Origin of the sequence: Ruminococcus sp. RTP21484sp1_RTP21277st1_D2_RTP21277_210401, from assembly GCF_040924225.1 — a bacterium.
GTDB classification, from domain to species: domain Bacteria; phylum Bacillota; class Clostridia; order Lachnospirales; family Lachnospiraceae; genus Blautia_A; species Blautia_A faecis.
The window spans coordinates 91,555-112,226 of record NZ_JBCOMJ010000010.1; the positions used below are offsets into that span (position 1 = coordinate 91,555).

Here is a 20,672-nt window from a genome sequence, read left to right on the forward strand (position 1 = left end):
TAGCTTTTCAGCTTTAAAAGAAACGCATAAGGAGCCATTTATGATAAACGAAGAAAAAGTAAAGATAATGGACCGGCTTGCTGTATATGAGAAACAGGAAGGCAGAAAGTATCTTCCAGTAAGCAAGTACTACAGGAGTGACTATATTGGTCTGGCGCTGATTAAGAATTTCTTTCTTGTAACAATTGGATATGGATTGATACTGGCTGTGATTGCAGCGTATAATTTGGAATATCTGCTGGATAATGTGCACAAGATGGATCTGATCTCTCTTGGAGTTGTAGTCCTGGGGGGATATATAGGGATATTGGTATTATATTCTGTGCTGACATATATCCAGTACACTGTGAAGTACCATAAGGCGAAGAAGAGTGTAAAACAGTATTACACTCAGCTGACGAAATTAGAGAAAATCTATACTCGTGAAGAAAAGAAATTCGCAGGACGTGAAATGTCAGGAGGATATAGAAAATGACAGCATTACTTGAGTTAAAGCAGAAAATAAAAGAAATATACGGACAGTATGAAATGTATATCCTGCCTGTAATGAAGTTTGTTCTTGCACTGGTTTATTTCCTGTGGATCAATGCGAATATGGGATATATGTCTCGCCTGAATAATGTATTTTTAGTACTGATCCTGGCATTGATCTGTTCCATTTTGCCGTCTTCCGCTATGATGTATATTGGTTTTGTGCTGATCCTTGTTCACAGTTATGCACTTGGAATTGAAATTGCGGCATTTATGCTTGTTCTGATCCTTCTGATGATGATCTTTTTCCTGAGGTTCAGTGGTGAACAGAATGTAACATTTGTATTTACACCGCTTTCCTTTGCATTCAGCCTTCCGGCATTACTTCCTATTGGAAGCGGACTTATGGAGAGCAGTTTATCTGCAATTCCGGCTGGCTGCGGTGTGGTTATGTATTATTTTATCCGTTTTTTAAGATCACAGTCAACAATTCTTGTGAATCCGGATCTGGAGATGACAGATAAGCTGCAGATCATGGCTGACGGTCTGGTACAGAACTGGGGAATGTGGATTGCAGTTGTTGCTTTTGTAGCAGTTATCCTTCTGGTACATCTGATCCGTACCCGCTCTTTTGATCATGCATGGAGGATATCTATTATTACAGGCGGTGTTGCCTATGTGTTTATAATGCTTGTTGGAAGTTTTGGAATGAACCTGAATGCAACTGTTGCAATGGTTCCGCTTTTGATCTGTACGATTGCAGCTGTTCTCCTGGCACTTGTGCTTGAGTTCTTTGCATTTGGAGGAGATTACAGCCGTGCAGAGCGTCTGGAGTATGAGGATGATGAGTACTTCTATTATGTAAAAGCAGTTCCCAAGGCTTCTGTTGCAACTTCCGAGAGAAGTATTAAGAAAATAAATGCAGAACCTGTTCGTGAAGAGCGCAAGGCAGAGGACAACTCTGGTACTTATGCCAATCCAATCTTCCGACAGGATGAGAAGCCTAAAAGAAAGAAAGCTTCTCCAGCAGCAGACAGAAAGCCAAGACAGGCAGAGAAACCTGCTGCTAAGGATATTGATTTTGAAAAAAAGCTTGAAGAATCTCTTAAAGATCTTTAAGGTTACTGCTTGGCAGTGAATGGTAACAAAGAAAGGAGTACACTATGCAGGATATGGCAGTCAGATTATCAGGATATTTGTCAAAACTCTCCCTGCCCAGTCTGGGAGTAACAGACATACTGGAGATTGCCCTGATTTCCTTCTTTATCTATCAGTTTATGGTGTGGATCAAGTTTACCCGCGCTTATACTCTGTTGAAGGGAATTCTGATAGTACTCCTTTTTATTTTATTTGCATATGTGTTGAAAATGAATACGATCCTCTGGATCATTAAGAATCTTTCTACTATACTTCTTACCAGTGTTGTTGTTATTTTCCAGCCAGAACTTCGGAAAATGCTGGAGCAGCTGGGACAGAAGAAGTTTATGGCTTCTATTTTCCCTTTGGATGCCGGCAAAGAGGTACAGGAAAGGTTTACAGATAAAACAATCAATGAGCTTGTGAAGGCATGTTTTGACATGGGAGAAGTAAGAACTGGCGCATTGATCGTCATTGAGCAGAATATCCGCTTAAGTGAATATGAGCGCACAGGAATCAATGTGGATGCAGTTCTTACAAGTCAGCTCCTGATCAATATTTTTGAACATAATACACCACTCCATGATGGCGCTGTCCTGGTGCGTGGCAATCGAATTGTAGCAGCTACCTGTTATCTGCCTCTTTCCGACAATATGGAGCTGAGCAAACAGCTTGGAACCAGACACAGAGCTGGTGTGGGAATTAGTGAAGTAAGTGATTCCCTGACAATTATTGTTTCAGAAGAAACCGGGCAGGTGTCTATGGCCCAGAACGGACAGCTCAGCAGAGGTCTTACCAGTGCTGAACTGAGATCTGCATTGATCAAGGCTCAGAATAAAAAGGTTGTAACTAACAGTAAACTGCGTCATCTGTTGAAAGGAAGAATGAGACATGAAGAAGACAAAGCTGACTAGGAATTTTACCTTGAAGATCATGTCTGTTTTCATCGGATTTCTGATCTGGTTTATTGTGGTAAATGTGGACAATCCGGTATCCAGTAAAAGTATCACCATTGCCGGAGAAAATGTAGAACTCCAGAATACGGCTTATGTGGATAGTGCAAACATGATGTGTATGCAGGATGATGATCCGGATCCTATAAGGGTTACAATCACAGGAGAGAGAAGACTTCTTTCCAGGATTACTCAGACCAATATAACCTTGACGGCAGATCTGCAGCAGGCAGGAAGCCTTGATACAGATCCGGTTATGGTTCCGATCACTGCCTCCTGTCCGGGAATCAGCCCCGAGAATATTAAAGTGACACCACAGTATCTCAGTGTCAGACTGGAAGAAAAAGTAACACAGGAGTTTCTGGTTAATGTAAATTACGGTTCCAGCCAGCCGGGCAAGGGCTACGAGGTTGGTTCTCAGACTGCAAGTCCGGAGAAAGTTAAAATTACAGGTCCGAAATCTCTTGTGAATAAAATTGATAAAGTAAATGCGACCGTTGATGTTGATGGCCGAACAAAGGATTTTTCCGAAGAGGCAGAACTGAATATTATTGATAAGAATCAGGACAGTCTTGCCGGAAGAATGGCTTATCTCACCATAGATAATACCAAAGTTGTTGTTACAACTAAATTTTGGAAGATTCGCACAGGCGTTAATATTGGTGCGGACTATGTAGGTGTGCCGGCAGATGGCTATCAGGTGGAGAGTGTGACTACTGTTCCGGATACTGTAAGTATTGCGGGAACAGATGAGGCATTGGAGACTCTGAAGCAGAATGACAACACGATCTGGATAGGCGGTACTGATATTGATATTACAGGAGAGACAACTGATATTGAGAAGAAAGTCAGTCTGAAAGATGTGCTTCCTGAGGATGTGAAGCTGACAAGCGGAACCAGTGAGGACGTTTGGGTGAAGGTAAGTATTTTACCTATTGGAAGTCATTCATATGGTCTTCCCTCCAATCAGGTTACGGTAGATAACCTTGCTGATAATCTTCTGGTAACATTTGGAACAGATAAGATTGAAATCCGCGTGAAAGCAACAGCTGGAGAGCTTGATGACTTTAATCTTGACGAAGTGAAAGCTTCTGTTGATCTGAAGGATATGGAAGTAGGAAGCTATCAGATCCCTGTGACTGTGAAGCTGCCTAAGGGATTTGAACTTCTGGATGATGTGGTTGCAGATGTGACTATATCAGAAGTTTCCAATTCAGATACTAATAATGAATGAGCTGTTGTTTACGGATAACGTTTGGCAAAATATATTGCCATGGATCCAGAGAACAGCAGCAATAAGGGAGAGAAACTATGGTAAGTGAGAAAGTAAGGGTGAACAATCCTTCCGGCCTTCATTTACGACCGGCAGGCATTCTTTGTAAGGAAGCTATGAAATATAAATCTCTTATAACATTTCAGTATGGTCAGGGGTCTGCCAATGCCAAAAGCGTGCTCAGTGTTCTGGGCGCGTGTGTGAAATGTGGTGATGAGATTACTATATTTTGCGAAGGCGAGGACGAAACAGAGGCTTTAAGAAATCTTGTAACTGTTATCAACAATGGTTTAGGAGAATAAGATTTACAACGTTACAATAGGGAGGCATAAAAGTGAAAAAGAGAGTAGCAGCCGCAGTTTTAGGGATTATGTTAAGTGTGTCCATGGGTCTGGAAGTTCCAGCCGCAGCTTTGGATAGCGGATTTGAATCCGGATTTACATCTGAACAGGCAGCAGATGTGCAAACAGAAGACGGAGCCGAAGCAGTACAGCCGTCTGAGGATACAGAGGTGCCTGCAGATACGGCAGCAGCTGAGGAGCAGCAGGTACAGGAAAGCCAGGACAAGGAAGAACATACAGACAGCGAAAATTCAGGAGAAAGTACAGATGGTTTTTTCGATGGCTTTACTTCAGGTGAAACAGTGGAGGAGAATGGAAGTACTGCTCCGGTAGATGGATTTGAAGCTGTTCCGGAAGGCACATTGGATGGGACTCAGGAAGTACAGGCAGATAATTCAGACGGAGTATTTGACTGGAAAGAATGGGAGCAGACAGCTGATGGTTTTAAGCTTCGCAAGAAGAAATCAGCTGTAAGTGCAGCTGCTGAGGCTCAGAATGTGGCTGGTTCTGATGAGATTCAGGCTTTTGATGAAGTCCAGGAGAATGGCGAAGCAGCAGGTACGGAAAGTGTAGAGGCTGAAGGAACAACTGCTCAGGCTGAATATTATACTGCGGCAGATGGAATTGTAGAGATTACTACAAGAAACGAGGCTGGAGCAGTTCATACAGGAAGTTATCTGTTTGATGCCAATGGATTTCTGGTTACTGGCATTAAGACTTTAGCTGGAACGGAGAGTGCAAATGGGGCTGTTGGTGAATTCTATTTTACAGCTTCCGATAGTGCACAGGCATATACAGAATATAATGGACAGGGTGCTGCACTGGTACCGTGGAAGACCACACTTGGTCAGATGAAGAAGGATTACTGGTTGTGGAACAAAGAAAGCAGAAACTTCCATTATTATGGCGCAGATGGTAAGGCATTAACCACCGCACAGCTGGATGAAGCCGCCAAGGCAAATAATACATATACAGGATATTATAAGATCAATGATGAGTATTATTGTCTGGATGAGAATGGAACACCACGTACAGGGGATGTTACTCTGACAGTAAACGGAGTAGCTGCACAGTACTACTTCCAGCCAGCAGAAACAGATCAGGAAATTCCAGGAAAGATGTACCGTGATGGATGGAAGAGTTTTGCAGGAACAGCCGGTGAGCAGTGGAAATATTATGATTCCGGTGAGCTGGACAGCAGTAAGATTGGACAGCTTATGGTTCATGGCGTTATTGTAACAGATCTTGACGGACATAAAGATGCGGAAAATTCCTATCTGATCGATAAGAATGGCTATCTTCTTAAGAAGACTATGAAGAAAGCCACAGATGGCAAATATTATCTGACAGATAAGAATGGTTGCATTTATAAGAATCGTATTGTCACTTATAAAAAGAAACAATATTATGTAACAGAAACCGGTGCAAGAGCAACATGGAAAAAGGTATGGCACCGCTGTCCTGGGGCTGGAAACAGAATGTACTATTTTGGTTCTACTGCTGGCCGGATTGTGAAGAAAACCGGATGGCAGAAAGTAACCACCTCTAAGGGGAAATTCTATGGCTGGTTCCTGTTCAATAAAAAAGGAAATCATTACGCCAATACACTGAGAAACGGATATTATTTCAAAGCTGACGGAAGACTTGCCAGCGGAGTTACCGTAATCAATGGCAAGAGTTATTTCTTTAAACCATCTACATCTAATACAAGAAATGGCCAGATGGTTAAGAATGAAATGTTTGTTTACAAGAAAAAAACATATTTTGCAGACTCTAAGGGTGTACTTCGCAAGAGCGGATGGCAGAAGATTGATGGAAACTGGTATTACTTCAAGAATATGAGTCTTGTGAAGAATGCATTCGTGAAGAAAGGCAAAAAATACGGATATGTAGATGCCACTGGTAAGTTCACTACAGGCTGGGTGGTTGTAGACAATTCCCAGAATCTGGTTCGTTACATTAACCCGGATAAGAAGGGCTTTGTACAAAATGAATCCAAGTGGATTGATGGCAAGCTGTATTACTTTGATAAGAATGGTTACAGAATCAATGACGTGACAAATATTTACAAATCCGGATATACAGTTGAAGTGGATCGTGTAAATGGTGTTATGACAATTTATGCAGATGCGAACCGTACAATTCCGGTTAAGACCATTCGTGTTTCAGTAGGCAATCCTGGAACAGATACTCCGACAGGTAGATATAAACTGACAAGATACAGCAGATGGCAGGCGCTTATGGGACCGTCCTGGGGACAGTATGGTACTCATGTAGATGGTGCTGGTCAGGGCGGAATTTTCGTCCATTCTATTGCATGCGGCTCAGCAAACAGCTATAATTTGCCGGTTAGTGCATATCTTAAGCTTGGAAGCCCAGCTTCCCATGGCTGTATCCGTACCTGTGTTGCCGATGCAAAATGGGTATATGAGAACTGCAATGGTTCCACTATTTATATTTTCGATGGAACCTATAAATCTGATGAGGTATTCAAAGGACCGCTGGGACGTCGCGCAATTACACCGCTGAGGGGAATTAAGAATGGCGGATACTACGATCCGACCGATCCGGCAGCTTAATAGCTTACTCTGAAAGATAGTTGTTGATAAAAAAACGACATAAAAAGCCAAAAAGAGTGTCTTAAAATTATCAGATTTGATGATTTTAAGGCACCTTTTTACTGTTTTGGAGAATAACATTGAAATTTGAAAATGGAAACTGTATAATAACAAAGTAACACATTTTTAACATCTTGTAAGAAACAAGCGAATAAGGGTAAACGGTAAACACTACTGGTCCGGTAAGGAACGTAACCTGAAACTGTTTATCAGGAGGAGATATGGGAAAATGGAAAAAATGGCTGTCTGCCGGTTTATTTACAGCTATGCTTGGAACTGCAATAATTGCAGGACCAACTGCAGATGTAAGTGCCAATGCAGGAAATAAGCCATATAATATTGAAAATGTTTCACCAGATGCGCATCTGGCACCAAGTGTAGGAGATTCCTCTTCCAAGACAAGCTCAAAGGCATGGCACAAAATTGACGGAGTCTGCTACAATGGAAGCGGAAAGAAAGTAGAAGGAGCCATTACCAGAGGCATGGATGTCTCAGAATGGCAGGGAAAGATCAATTGGAAGGAAGCCAAGAAAGATCTGGATTTTGCCTTTGTGCGTATTTCCTATGGAACCAGACATCTGGATGATTATTATGACTATAATATGACTGAGGCAGAAGCAGCAGATGTGCCGGTGGGAACTTATGTATACAGTCTTGCCAAGACAAACAAAGAAGCACTTGCTGAAGCGCAGCTGGCTATTCGTCAGATGCAGGGACATAAGGTTTCCTATCCGGTAGCTTTTGACCTGGAAGATGAAGCTACATTGGGAACCTTGACCAGAAAGGAAATTTCCCAGATTGCTCTCACATTCTGTGATGAGATCCGCAAGGCAGGATATACACCAATTCTCTACATGAATCTGAATTGGTATAATAATTTTGTAGACTGGAACGTTCTGGAAGGCTCCGGTCTGGATGTCTGGATTGCAAGCTACGGAGATACAATTCTTGCACCGAGCGCCAGCAAATACAAATACACCATCTGGCAGTGCACAGCTGGTGATGAAGTTCCAGGTATGATCAGTACCAAGAAGCTGATCAGCGGTGTTCCAAAAGAGAACAATGTGGATCTGAACTTTGGCTATGTAGATTATACAACCAAGGTTGTTCCCAGATGGAATTCTCAGGAAGGCTATACCCCTGCAAAACAGCCTTTATATTCAGATCCCAAGCTTCACAAGAATGGCTGGACCACTGTTAAAGGCAGAAAATATTACTACACAAATGATAAAAAGGCCAAAGGCTGGCTGGAAATTGATGGCAAGTATTACTGCTTTAGTTCCGTAGACGGACACTTATATAAAAGCAAGCTGATCAAGAAAGACGGCACTGCTTATTACGTGGACAAAAACGGCGTACGTGTAGAAAATAAAGTTGTGACAAAGAAAGGCAAGACCTACTATTTCGGAGCAGATGGCAAAGCCCTGACAGGTATGCGCAAGGTGGGCAGGAAATATTATTATTTCAGCACTACATCCTTTGCCATGGAAAAGAATTACAAATATGTAGCAGCCAACGGCAGCATTTACTATTTTGGAAGTAAAGGTTACCGTGCAAAGAACAAGTTTATCACCCTCACAGAGAATGGCAGGAAGAATACTTATTATTTTGGAAAAAATGGAAAGGCTTATAAGGGCTGGTACACTATCAAAGGAAAAAAATATTATTTCTACCGCGGAACGGGTGCTGGCGCAGGAGTACGTGCGCAGAACTTGAGCCTGACCAGTGCAGATGGACTCGTTTCCGTATTTAACAAAAATGGTGTATGTACCAAACAATACAGATAGGATGACCAGTAACAGTAACCAATAATCTTGATTTATCAGACGGAATCATGTATATTAGAGCGTGTTTGAAAGATCTCCCACAAATTGTGACGCACATCTTGCAGAAAACCTTTTTAAACACGTTCCAAGAAGTCGATAAGACTGTAAATTTGACTGAATATAAAATGAAAGATAAATAAGGAGAAAAGAAAATGGGAAAAATTAAAGTAACAAATTGTGATGATATTGAAGGATTAAAAGTAATCGAGCCAACCGTATTTGGAGATTCCAGAGGTTATTTTATGGAGACTTACAATTACAATGACTTCAAAGAGGCAGGAATTGACGTAGAATTCGTACAGGATAATCAGTCCAGCTCACGTTATGGTGTTCTTCGCGGTCTCCATTTCCAGCTTCATTATCCACAGGACAAACTTGTCCGCGTAGTAAACGGAGAAGTGTTTGATGTGGCTGTAGATTTAAGAGAGGGCTCCAAAACTTATGGAAAATGGTACGGAGTTGTTCTTTCAGCAGAGAATAAGAAACAGTTTTTTATTCCGAAAGGATTTGCACATGGCTTCCTGGTTCTTTCTGAGAATGCGGAGTTTACTTATAAATGCTCCGATTTTTATCATCCAAACGATGAGGGCGGTCTGATCTGGAATGATCCGGACATCAATGTACAGTGGCCGATTCCGGAAGGTATGGAGCTGATCTTCTCTGACAAGGATCAGAAATGGGGCAGCTTTAAGGAACTTAACAGATAGGAGACTGTAAATGCTTAAGTCTATTTTTTCCCTGCCGGCGGATTTATATAAAAACCGCCGGCTGGTTATGAAACTGGCAAAAAATGATTTCAAGACCCGATATGCAGGTTCTTATTTTGGAACCTTCTGGGCTTTCGTTCAGCCAGTGGTAACAATTCTGGTATACTGGTTTGTATTTTCAGTGGGGTTCCGGTCCAACACAGATGAACTGGGAGTCCCTTTTGTGCTTTATCTGGTAGCTGGTATTGTGCCCTGGTTTTTCTTTTCTGATGCGCTTTCCGGAGGTACCAATTCGCTTCTGGAATACAATTACCTTGTAAAAAAGGTAGTGTTCAACATTAGCGTCCTTCCAGTGGTAAAAATAATTTCCGCTTTATTTGTACATGGCTTTTTTGTACTTCTGGCAATTATTCTTTATATATGTAACGGAAGATTTCCTGACTGGTACTACCTTCAGATATTGTATTATAGTGCATGCGTCTTTTTTCTTGTGTTGGGACTTTGCTATGCTACCAGCGCAATTGCAGTCCTTTTCCGCGATCTGAACCAGATTATTGGTATCGGATTACAGGTTGGAGTATGGTTGACTCCTATTATGTGGGTGTCAGAGAGCATGATCGGTACCAACAGCCTTCTATACAAAATTCTTCAGCTGAATCCTGTATTTTATATTGTATCAGGATATCGTGACGCATTTATTATCAAGCGCTGGTTCTTCGAAAGACCAGTCTGGACATTATATTTCTGGGTATTTGCCATCTGCTGCTTCCTGTTTGGAAACTGGATTTTTAAGCGGCTTCGGGTTCATTTTGCAGATGTTCTGTAAAAAGAAGAAAAGCAGTTATGAATCGAAATGTATTCAGCGAAGAGGAAAGGTAACGGCTCATGAGACATGTTCGATGAAGTACAGAACTGTAGAAGAACTGAGCAGTTATGATGCGGATAGAAAAGAAAGGAAACAACGTGGAAAGTAAAAACGCCATTGAAATAAGAAATTTGTCCAAGATGTATAAGCTCTATAACAGACCACTGGATCGCCTGAAGGATTCTCTGGGGCTTAGTCGTAAGAAGCTGTATAAAGAGCATTATGCACTTAAGGATGTTAGTTTTGATATTGGAGAAGGAGAATGCGTTGGTATTATTGGAACAAACGGCTCCGGAAAATCCACTATTCTGAAAATTATTACCGGTGTACTGGCTCCTACAACCGGAACCGTAACCGTAAATGGAAGAATTTCGGCTCTTCTGGAACTGGGAGCCGGATTTAATCCGGAATATTCTGGTATGGAAAATATTTTCCTGAATGGTACCATGTTAGGCTTTTCCGAAGAAGAAATCAACGCAAGGCTGGATGAAATCCTCAGTTTTGCAGATATTGGTGACTTTATCCATCAGCCGGTAAAGACCTACTCCAGTGGTATGTTTGTACGCCTGGCCTTTGCTGTGGCTATCAACATAGATCCGGAGATCCTGGTAGTGGATGAAGCACTTTCTGTAGGTGATGTATTTTTTCAGGCGAAATGCTATCATAAGTTTGAGGAATTTAAGAAACAGGGCAAAACTATTTTGTTTGTAAGTCACGACCTGGGAAGCATTTCCAAATACTGCGATCGTGTTATTCTTTTGAATCAGGGTGTCATGCTGGACGAGGGTACGCCTAAAGCTATGGTAGACATGTATAAGCAGCTTTTGGTACATCAGGATCCGGTGAAACAGGCAGAAGGCTCAGAGACAAAGAAAGAAGACTGGAAACAGGGATTCCTTGTGAACCCGAACACATTGGAGTATGGGGAAAAACAGGCTGAGATCACAGACTTCGTTGTAATGGATTCCAAGAGCCTTCAGACCAACACGATCGAGAAGGGGTCTAAATTTCAGATTAAAATGCGCATTCATTTTCATGAAAGCATTCAGCAGCCTATTATGGCTTTCACATTCAAGAATATTCAGGGAACTGAGATCACAGGAACCAACACTATGTATGAAGGTGTGAATGTGGAACACACAGACGCAGGGGATGAGTGTGTAGTGGTTTTTGAGCAGAAAATGGATATGCAGGGTGGGGAATATCTTCTCTCCTTTGGCTGTACCGGCTATCGGAATGGAGATTTTACCGTATTCCATCGTTTATATGATGCATGCAACATAACTGTGGTTTCTTCCAAAAATACAGTTGGATTCTACGATATGAATTCCAAAGTGTGGATAGAGGAATAATAAAATATGCAGGAAAAAATCGGAAACGTAACATTAGATTATGAATATTACCCAGGCGAGGATCTGTACAGTGATGGTCCTGTGGAAGAAGAACTTCTGGAAATTGCGAAAAATTATCAGGAGAAGGAACTAAACCAGTTGATCTATGAGCGAAACAGCTGGCCGGTCCTTTATCATTTTTCACATATTCGCCAGAATATTCTGGAGTGGCTTCCTATCACAAAAGAACAGAAGGTTCTGGAAATCGGGTCCGGATGTGGACCGATCACAGGAGTTCTCGCGCGAAAAGCCAAAAGTGTCACCTGTATCGATCTGTCAAAAATGCGCAGCACCATCAATGCATATCGAAATCGCGAATGTGATAATGTGAAAATTATGGTAGGAAATTTTCAGGATGTGGAGAGTAGCCTTACTGAGAAATATGATTACATTACCCTGATCGGTGTGTTTGAATATTCCCAGGGCTATATCGGGACAGCACAGCCTTATGTGGAAATGCTCCGACGCATTGCCCGCCATCTGGCACTGGGAGGCAGAATCGTGATCGCGATTGAGAACCGACTTGGCCTGAAATACTGGGCCGGCTGCACCGAAGATCATGTGGGAAAATATTTTGAAGGACTGGAGAACTATCCGGATACCAGAAGTGTGCGGACTTTTTCCAGAAAGGAACTGTCTGATATTATTGACCAGGCTGGTGAATTTAAGACCACTTTCTATTATCCATATCCGGATTATAAATTCCCGATGACTATTTATTCAGACAAGCGTCTGCCGAAGAAAGGCGAGCTTCGGGATAATTTCTGCAATTTTGACCGTAACAGAATACAATTGTTCAATGAGGGAAAAGTATACGATTCCCTCACTGATGCAGGACTTTTTCAGGAATTTTCCAATTCATTCCTGGTGATTGTGGAAAGGAAGGAAAACAAATGAAAGAGATTATTTTCAGTAAATATTCCAATGAAAGAAGCCGTTCCTTCGCAATTCGCACTGACATTGTGGAAGAAGATGGGAAAAGATGGCTGGAGAAAAAATGGCTGTATCCGGAAGGAAAAGAACATGTTCTTCGCATGAAAAAATGGAATCAGAAGCTTGATCAGATGTATGGGGAAGTTCCGTTTCTGAGCAACAAGTGCGAGATAGGCGAAGACTGTGCTTATTTTGAGTATCTGGAACAGGAGAATCTTGCAGAATATCTGGATGATCTGCTGGGAAAGGGAGAAAAGGAAAAAGCTGAGAAAATTTTTACGGAATATCTGGAAAACGTACAGAAGCTTCACAGCAAAAAGCCGTTCACAATAACTGAGGAATTCAAAAATGTTTTCGGTGATGTGCCTATGCCTGGCGGACTGACATGTACAGATGTTACGAATATTGATATGATCTGTGACAATGTTGTAATGACCCGTCCATATACACTTCTGGACTATGAATGGACATTTGAGTTTCCTGTTCCCTGTGAATTTGTACTGTATCGGATCATCCATTACTATATACAGACGCATAAAGTGCGTGAAGTGCTGAATGCAGCCGGATTTTATGAGAAATTTGGTATTTCAGAAGTGATGAGAACCAGTTTTTCCAGAATGGAAAGCGGTTTTCAGGTATATATCACAGGCACGCATGTTCCTATGAGGGAGATGTATGCCACAATGACTCCAGGGGTGGAATATTTGTCCCTGAGTAATCTGGGACCGCTGCAGGTATATTTCGCGGAACAAAGAGGTATGTATTCCGAAGCAAGTTCTGTAAAAAGGCCTATTATGGCCGGAAAGGTAAAATGCACCTTGAATCTGCCGAAAAGCTGCAGGTTTATAAGAATTGATCCAGGTGATCATCCGTGTACGGTACATCTTGCAGCAATCCGCTTTGACAGGATGCCTGCTTCCATGGATGGGGTTCTGACACCCGATGGAACAATCTGCGGCAGCTGGGCCTTCCTTTCACGGTTTGATCCCTGCATTGTAGATATAGAGGTTCCGGAAGGTGCTAAGAATCTTACACTGAACCTGGAGATTGATGAGGCAAAAGAAGATATGCTGAATGAGATCCGTGCCCTTGAGGTGAGAAGCCATAGTCTTAAAGGAGTGCTTGGAGAGCGGGCGAGAGAAGCAGTGGACCGTCTGAAAAATGGTCGGGAATCTTCTGCAAAGAAAGGAAAGTAGAATGAATCAAAAGGTAATGCTGGTTGAAAAAGAACGGTTTCTTTTGAATGATAATTGCAAATATATGATCACAGGAAGGGTTTCAAAGGAAGCAGATATAGAGTGTTATCTGGATGGTATCCGCCTTCTTTCTGAGGCAAACCTGATTACTGTGATGACCGGATTTATGAGGGCTGTGGAGACGAAAAATCCAGGAGGCAAATGGGTGGAGGTATTAGTTACCCTGCCTGAAAATCTGCAGAGTTACAAAAAACTTGAGGTGTACGCTGTTAATGGAAAGGAGCGTTTCCTCTGGTATAAGATGAAAACCCCGGATCTTATGAGAAAACAGGGAAAACCTCAGCTTTTTGTAGATGGGGAATCTATAGTCAGAGAACAGAAGAAGGTTATCCTTGCCGGCTGGGCAGTAGGAACCACACCGGTTTCCCTGCAGGTATATGATGAAAATAAAAAGCCTGTGAAAATAACCCTGAAGCGGAATACCCGAATGGACGTGGCTGAAATGTTTCGGGAATGCGAAGTGAATAAGGATTGCGGATTCCATATCCAGGCAGAAAATGTATCTGGAAAGAAGGCTTATCTTGTTGCAAAGGATGAGAACGGAAAAAAGGCAGTCTACCAGATTGGTATTTCAAAGGGCGAACGCTTTAAGGCAAAAGCCAGCCTTTATTCGAAAAAGGCAATGGAGAATTATCGTTCCAATGGTATTCATACTGTGATCCGGAAGTCTCTGATCAAGCTGGAAGCGTTGAGCAAGGGAGACGGTCTTTACCAGACCTGGCTGAAGGAGAACAGGGTTACTAAGAAAGAACTGAATCAGCAGAGAAAGACTGTTTTTCAGGAGAACATTAAGTTTAGCCTTGTGGTTCCTCTCTATAAGACGGATAAGTATCTTTTGAAGGCTCTTGTGGATTCTGTGCTGGCGCAGACATACAGTAACTGGGAACTTTGTCTTTCAGATGGAAGCGGAGCAGATTCTCCAATCCGCAGTATTCTGGAAGAGTATCAGAAAAAGGATCCAAGGATCAAAGTTGTTTTCAATGACAAACAGCTGCAGATTTCAGACAATACAAATGCTGCTATTGGAATTGCCACTGGAAATTATATTGCATTTGCAGATCATGATGATACCCTGGCAGAGGAAGCTTTTTATCAGATGGCAAAGGAGATTTCACAGCATCCGGAGGCGGATCTTATTTATTCTGATGAGGATATTATTGATATAAGAGGAAATCGGCTTTTCCCTCATTTTAAGCCGGATTTTAACCCTGATTATCTGTGCTGCGTAAATTATATCTGCCATCTGGTGGTTGTAAAGAGAACGCTTCTCGACCGAACAGGGCTTCTGCGGCCAGAATATGACGGTTCTCAGGACTTTGATTTTCTGCTTCGCTGCACGGAGCATACAGACAGTGAGAAAATCCGCCATATTCCCAAAATTCTGTATCACTGGAGAAGCCATGAGGGTTCCACAGCGGGAAATCCGGATGACAAGCCATATGCAGTGATCGCAGGAGAAAAGGCACTTGCAGGGCATTATGAGCGCATGGGAATTAAGGCAGAGGTGGAATACACTGGATGCCCGGTCGTTTTCAGAACCCGTTTTGTTATAGAGGGTGACCCGAAGGTATCCATTCTGATTCCGAATAAGGATCATACAGAGGATCTGAATAAATGTGTGACTTCCATTCTGGAGAAGAGCACCTGGAAAAATATCCAGATTATCGTAATTGAGAATAACAGTGAGAGGGAAGAGACCTTCCACTATTATGAGAAACTTGAGAAGCGGTATCCTCAGGTAAAAGTGGTTACATGGGATGGTCCCTTCAACTATTCAGCAATCAACAATTTTGGTGCAAAATATGCGGATGGAGATTATTTCCTTCTGCTCAATAATGATACAGAGGTTATTACTCCAGAGTGGCTGGAGAACATGATGGGCTATTGCCAGAGAGAGGATGTGGGCATTGTAGGTGCCAAGCTCCTTTACCCGGATAATACGGTTCAGCATGCTGGTGTCGTGGTAGGAATCGCAGGTTTTGCAGGACATATTCTTACCGGATATGACAGATATGCCACAGGATATTTGTGGAGACTGGCAACTACACAGGATGAGAGTGCAGTAACAGGCGCCTGTCTGATGGTGAAGCGAAGCGTTTTTGAGGAACTTCATGGGCTGGATGAAAGCTTTGCAGTGGGACTGAATGATATTGACTTCTGTCTTAGGGCAAGGGCACTTGGTAAACTGGTTGTATTTACTCCGGAGGCCTGCCTGTACCATTATGAATCTAAGTCACGCGGACTGGAGAATACGCCGGAGAAGAAGGCGCGTCTTCAGAAAGAGGTGGATCATTTCCGGGAACGTTACAGAGATTTTCTGAAAAAGGGTGATCCGTATTACAATCCGAATCTGAGCATTGTGAGAGGGGATTGTGCATTCAGGATGGCGTATGAGAAGAAGGATGAAATAGTTTGATGCAGAACTAATATAAAAACCCAGTCGGGAGAGGAAGATACCCTGTCCTGACTGGGCTTTTTATTAGGATTTTACGATTTTCACGATCCTCCAGATCAAAAGAATCAGAAGAAGTAAGAATACACCGGCAATTACAAAATACGGAATTTCAGTGTGATTATCGGAGTAATCCTTGGCAGCCTGCATGTGCTGCTGACCTTCCTGGACGGAGGCAGTATCATCAGACTGAACAACTTCAAGGACTGCAGATCCCACAGAAGTGCCGTTAAAAAGGTAGGTGCGGTCAATCTGGTCGCCGTTCTGGGAATCTTCTGTGGTAAGGCTATCGGCACCGGTGCCGGCTGGAACTACTACGTCACCGCCGGAGATAATGCTGAAATCGCTGTCTCCAAGGGATAAAGTTACAAACTGATCGAATCCATAATTGAGAATAGAGGCTGCATCAGGAGCTGTCTGACCGGAAGCACCTTTCAGGACTACGCTGATCAGAGTCATGCCATTTCGCTGGGCTGCACATACCAGTGTACTTCCGGAGGCTTCCGTATAACCTTCCTTACCGCCGATACATCCTTCATAAAATCCGGTGCTGCCAGTATCTGTCATGGTGAATTTGCTGGTCAGGTTACGGGCTGCCGCTTTATTGGTGGCAGGGATCGTGTAGCTGGTGGCTGCTGCGATGGTTCTGAAAGACTCATTCTGGATGGCGGCCTGCATGATCAGCGCCATGTCGTGGGCTGTAGTGTGCTGGTTGTCATCCGGAAGTCCGGTGGGATTCGTGAATACGGTATTGGTACATCCAAGCTCCTGTGCCCGGGTATTCATCTGCTGGACAAAGCCGTCTACAGAACCGCCTACATGCTCTGCAATCTGCAGTGCAATATCATTGGCAGAGGCAACCATAATGGCATACAGGCACTGCTCTACAGTGAAGACCTCGTCAACCTGTGAGGAAATACTGGCACCACCGTCTGTGACACCGGAAACTCCGGTGGCGGTCATGGTAACCTCATCTGTGAGCTGTGTATTCTCAAGAGCCAGAAGACAGGTCATGATCTTGACTGTACTTCCAGGGAAAAGTACTTCGTCTGCATTCTTGGAATAGAGAATGGTATTGGTGGTATTCTCCATGACTACAGCCGCTTCAGAAGAAATATCGGAAGCCTGTGGCCATCCGGAAATGGAATTGGTAGATATGGTACCTGATGCTTCAACTGCTGCACTCTGGTCTGCCTCTTCTGCAGATATGGGAACCTGGAAAAGAAGAGATGCAAAAAGACCAAGAGCCAGAAAAACTGAGGTTATCTTTCGCTTTTTCATAGTATAATGAACTCCTGTATTAAAATAAGGGTATCTGCAGTGCTGTCTGTGAACAACATGGTAACACTCTTTCTGACAGTGCAGATACAATTCTGCTGCAAGTATAACATATAGTATATTTTTCCTGTAAAATAGAAAAATATAATACAAATATAATCATATCCTAAAATGTGGTTCAATTCAACCTTTCTTTTACAGCTTCCTTGCAAAATTGTTTCTTCAATGTTAAAATAGGGTCATTATAAAAGCAAAGGATTTTAATATGAGCGATAAAAACGGATCAGAGGGACGGATCCAGTGGTCTCGTTTCTTCAAAAAATTATCTCCTTACATGATCCAGAAGGGACTTTTGTATCTGAAGCATTATGGTCCAAGGGAGTTCTGGATACGGCTGCACGAGCGCTTTGAGCCGGAGGAGATCCCTTATGGTCCCTGGTACGCGGCATATGTGCCGGACCAGACGGTCCTTGACAAACAAAGAAAGAAAAAATTTGCTTACGCACCTCTTATCAGCGTGGTAGTTCCGGCTTATCGTACTCCGGAATTATTTTTGCGGCAGATGATCGATTCACTGGAAGCACAGACCTATGAGGACTGGGAGCTTTGCATTGCCAATGGAAGTCCGGAAGATCAGTCCATGAGAAAAGTGCTGGAAGAATACAGCAGCAGGGACAGGAGAGTACGCTGGCAGGAACTCACTGAGAATAAAGGGATTGCAGAGAACACCAATGCTGCATTTGCCATGGCAAAGGGAGAATTTGTGGGGCTTCTGGATCATGATGATCTTCTTGCGCCAAATGCTCTTTACGAGGTTGTGAATGCACTGAACCAGCATGAGCACGGGGATGCAGTATACACAGATGAGGATAAGGTGACTGCTGAACTGGATGAGCATTTTCAGCCGCACCTGAAGCCAGATTTTAATATTGATCTGCTTCGTTCCAATAACTATATCTGTCACTTTTTTGTTGTGCGGCGGCAGCTTGTAGAAGAAGTGGGCGGATTCCGCAGGGAATTTGACGGAGCACAGGACTATGATTTTATTTTCCGTTGTGTGGAAAAAGCCAGGGAAGTGGTGCATGTACCGGAGATTTTGTACCATTGGCGTACCCACAAGGCATCTACTGCTGATAATCCTGCAAGTAAGATGTACGCTTTTGAAGCAGGCAAACGTGCTATCGAGGCACATCTTGAGAGGACTGGAGTAAAAGGCACTGTAAGCCATACTCCGGATCTTGGATTTTACAGAGTGAAATACCCGGTACAGGGACATCCGCTTGTTTCCATTATCATTCCCAATAAAGACGAGAAGGAAACTCTGGAGAAATGCCTGGAATCTATTAAGAAGAACACACTCTACGACAATTATGAGATCATTATCGTGGAGAATAACAGCACTACAGATGAGATTTTTGATTATTACAGGAAGATTTCAGAGGATCCCAGGATCCATCTGATCTGCTGGAAAAAGGAATTCAACTATTCCGCGATCAACAACTTTGGGGTTAAAAATGCCAGAGGTGAATATCTCCTTTTTCTGAATAATGATGTAACGGTCATTACAGAGGACTGGATGGGAGAAATGCTGGGGGTGTGTCAGCGAAGAGAAGTGGGAGCGGTAGGTGTGAAACTGATCTATCCGGACAATACCATCCAGCACGCAGGCTGTGTGATCGGAATTGGTGGAATTGCAGGTCATATGTTTGTGGATATGCCTGCGGATCGTACCGGATATCTCCACAAGGCGTCTATTTTACAGGATATGAGCGCTGTAACTGCAGCCTGTATGATGATGAAGCGCAGTGCTTTTGACAAAGTGGGCGGCTTCACAGAAGAACTTGCAGTCGCCTTTAACGATGTGGATCTGTGCCTGAAGACTACGAAAGCAGGTTATCTGGTGGTTTATGATCCTTATGCAAGGCTTTACCATATGGAATCCAAGACCCGCGGAGCAGAGAACAATGAGGTGAAAGTCAGACGTTTCCAGCGGGAAATCGAATATATGAGATGTAACTGGATCGATATTCTGAAGAACGGTGATCCCAATTATAATAAGAATCTTTCCCTGACCAAGTGGAATTATTCTTTAAGACCACTTCCGGGCATGACCGGCAAAAAGGAGGAAGACTAAGAAGACATTATGCAGGAAGTATCAGTCATTATTCCCAATTATAATGGGATGGCATATCTGGAGGGTGTGCTTTCAAGCCTGGAGCAGCAGGCGTTTCAGAATTTTGAGACCATTCTGGTGGACAATGGATCCTCAGATGGAAGCGTTGCCTTTGTAATGGGGAACTTTCCCTGGGTACACATTGTGGAGCTGCCAGATAATTTCGGCTTTTCAAGAGCTGTAAATGAGGGGATTTATGCATCACGGACACCTTATGTGCTCCTTTTGAATAACGATACAGAAGTAGATAAGAATTTTGTGGGGGAAATGCTGGCAGCTATAAAGCGTCATAAGAAGGCCTTCTCCTGCAGTGCAAGGATGATCTGTTATCATGACCGGAATAAACTGGATGATGCAGGAAATTATTATTCTGCTCTTGGCTGGGCATATGCCCGGGGCAAAGGAAAGGATATTCATTCCTTTGAGAAGGAAGGGCGGATATTTGCTTCATGCGCTGGCGCAGCTATTTACCGTAAGAAGGTTTTTGAGAAAATCGGATATTTTGATGAAGAGCATTTTGCATATCTGGAAGATATTGATGTGGGCTATCGTGCCAGGATCTTTGGATATGAGAACTGGTATGTGCCAGCTGCACTGGTCTATCATGTAGGCAGCGGAACAAGCGGATCCAGATACAATCAGTTTAAGACCAGATATTCTTCAAGAAATAATATTTATCTGATCTACAAAAATATGCCGGTTCTTCAGATTATTTTGAATCTTCCTTTTCTGGTGCCGGGCTTTGGCATGAAGATCCTGTTTTTTTCCCAGAAGGGAATGGGCAGGGAGTATGTGGCAGGAATCAAAAATGGGTTCCAGATCAGTCATAGAAATAAAAAAGTGAAGTTCCACATGAGAAATCTTGGAAGATACGCCAGAATCCAGCTGGAACTGTGGTGGAATATAATTTACAGATTTATGGTATAAAAAGTTTGTGCAGAAGTGATTCGTTAGTATTTCGTAACTATTTTTCACATTAATGTATGAAGAATTTATTG

The 20,672-nt window shown here is 42.8% G+C and carries 16 protein-coding genes; 15 read left to right on the forward strand and 1 reads right to left on the reverse strand.

All coding sequences use genetic code 11. The features are described 5' to 3' along the window. Positions 1-40: 40 nt before the first annotated feature. From AB5706_RS08885 to AB5706_RS08945, 13 genes are all read left to right on the forward strand, one after another. Positions 41-475, forward strand: a complete 435-nt coding sequence (locus tag AB5706_RS08885) for a hypothetical protein (RefSeq protein WP_118579692.1) — start codon at positions 41-43, stop codon at positions 473-475. Then, positions 472-1,590 carry a hypothetical protein gene (locus tag AB5706_RS08890; RefSeq protein ID WP_118579689.1) on the forward strand — a complete coding sequence of 373 codons (1,119 nt, stop codon included), beginning with the start codon at positions 472-474 and terminating at the stop codon, positions 1,588-1,590. Before AB5706_RS08885 ends, AB5706_RS08890 begins: the two co-directional genes overlap by 4 nt. Positions 1,591-1,634: 44 nt before the next feature. After that, entirely contained in the window at positions 1,635-2,522 is an 888-nt protein-coding gene (gene cdaA / locus AB5706_RS08895; protein ID WP_118579686.1) for a diadenylate cyclase CdaA, read from the forward strand. Then, positions 2,500-3,795: a CdaR family protein gene (locus AB5706_RS08900; protein ID WP_148461731.1), complete on the forward strand. Its 1,296-nt coding sequence runs from the start codon at positions 2,500-2,502 to the stop codon at positions 3,793-3,795. Before cdaA ends, AB5706_RS08900 begins: the two co-directional genes overlap by 23 nt. Positions 3,796-3,872: 77 nt before the next feature. Continuing rightward, on the forward strand, positions 3,873-4,136 hold the full coding sequence (locus AB5706_RS08905; protein WP_118579680.1) for an HPr family phosphocarrier protein: 264 nt from the start codon (positions 3,873-3,875) through the stop codon (positions 4,134-4,136). A 32-nt stretch (positions 4,137-4,168) separates the two neighbouring features. Next, the gene (locus tag AB5706_RS08910) at positions 4,169-6,754 is read left to right on the forward strand and encodes a L,D-transpeptidase family protein (protein ID WP_227198880.1); all 2,586 of its coding nucleotides are present in this window, start codon (positions 4,169-4,171) and stop codon (positions 6,752-6,754) included. Positions 6,755-7,014: 260 nt separating this feature from the next. After that, a complete protein-coding gene (locus AB5706_RS08915) occupies positions 7,015-8,580 on the forward strand; it encodes a GH25 family lysozyme (protein WP_173734904.1) in 1,566 nt (521 codons plus the stop codon). A 191-nt stretch (positions 8,581-8,771) separates the two neighbouring features. Next, the gene (gene rfbC, locus AB5706_RS08920; protein WP_118579668.1) at positions 8,772-9,326 is read left to right on the forward strand and encodes a dTDP-4-dehydrorhamnose 3,5-epimerase; all 555 of its coding nucleotides are present in this window, start codon (positions 8,772-8,774) and stop codon (positions 9,324-9,326) included. A 10-nt stretch (positions 9,327-9,336) separates the two neighbouring features. Then, on the forward strand, positions 9,337-10,152 hold the full coding sequence (locus AB5706_RS08925; RefSeq protein ID WP_148461729.1) for an ABC transporter permease: 816 nt from the start codon (positions 9,337-9,339) through the stop codon (positions 10,150-10,152). A 107-nt stretch (positions 10,153-10,259) separates the two neighbouring features. Beyond that, positions 10,260-11,543 (forward strand): ABC transporter ATP-binding protein, encoded by a 1,284-nt coding sequence (locus tag AB5706_RS08930; RefSeq protein ID WP_243284828.1) that lies wholly within the window; start codon positions 10,260-10,262, stop codon positions 11,541-11,543. A gap of 6 nt (positions 11,544-11,549) precedes the next feature. Then, positions 11,550-12,479, forward strand: coding sequence for a class I SAM-dependent DNA methyltransferase (locus AB5706_RS08935; protein WP_148461728.1), 930 nt, complete (start codon positions 11,550-11,552; stop codon positions 12,477-12,479). Continuing rightward, a complete protein-coding gene (locus tag AB5706_RS08940; RefSeq protein WP_173734903.1) occupies positions 12,476-13,711 on the forward strand; it encodes a hypothetical protein in 1,236 nt (411 codons plus the stop codon). The genes AB5706_RS08935 and AB5706_RS08940 overlap by 4 nt, the downstream gene beginning before the upstream one ends. A 1-nt stretch (position 13,712) precedes the next feature. Beyond that, complete coding sequence (locus tag AB5706_RS08945) at positions 13,713-16,187, forward strand: glycosyltransferase (RefSeq protein WP_368365993.1); 2,475 nt, start codon at positions 13,713-13,715, stop codon at positions 16,185-16,187. 63 nt (positions 16,188-16,250) lie between these two features. On the opposite strand, the gene AB5706_RS08950 is transcribed toward AB5706_RS08945, so the two are convergent. Beyond that, positions 16,251-17,504: a D-alanyl-D-alanine carboxypeptidase family protein gene (locus tag AB5706_RS08950; protein ID WP_118579657.1), complete on the reverse strand. Its 1,254-nt coding sequence runs from the start codon at positions 17,502-17,504 to the stop codon at positions 16,251-16,253. 262 nt (positions 17,505-17,766) lie between these two features. On the opposite strand from AB5706_RS08950, the gene AB5706_RS08955 reads away from it, so the two are divergent. Together AB5706_RS08955 and AB5706_RS08960 are read left to right on the forward strand one after the other, a co-directional pair. Next, on the forward strand, positions 17,767-19,635 hold the full coding sequence (locus tag AB5706_RS08955; RefSeq protein WP_187566224.1) for a glycosyltransferase family 2 protein: 1,869 nt from the start codon (positions 17,767-17,769) through the stop codon (positions 19,633-19,635). Positions 19,636-19,644: 9 nt separating this feature from the next. Further along, positions 19,645-20,601 carry a glycosyltransferase family 2 protein gene (locus AB5706_RS08960; protein ID WP_148461724.1) on the forward strand — a complete coding sequence of 319 codons (957 nt, stop codon included), beginning with the start codon at positions 19,645-19,647 and terminating at the stop codon, positions 20,599-20,601. Positions 20,602-20,672 lie beyond the last annotated feature (71 nt).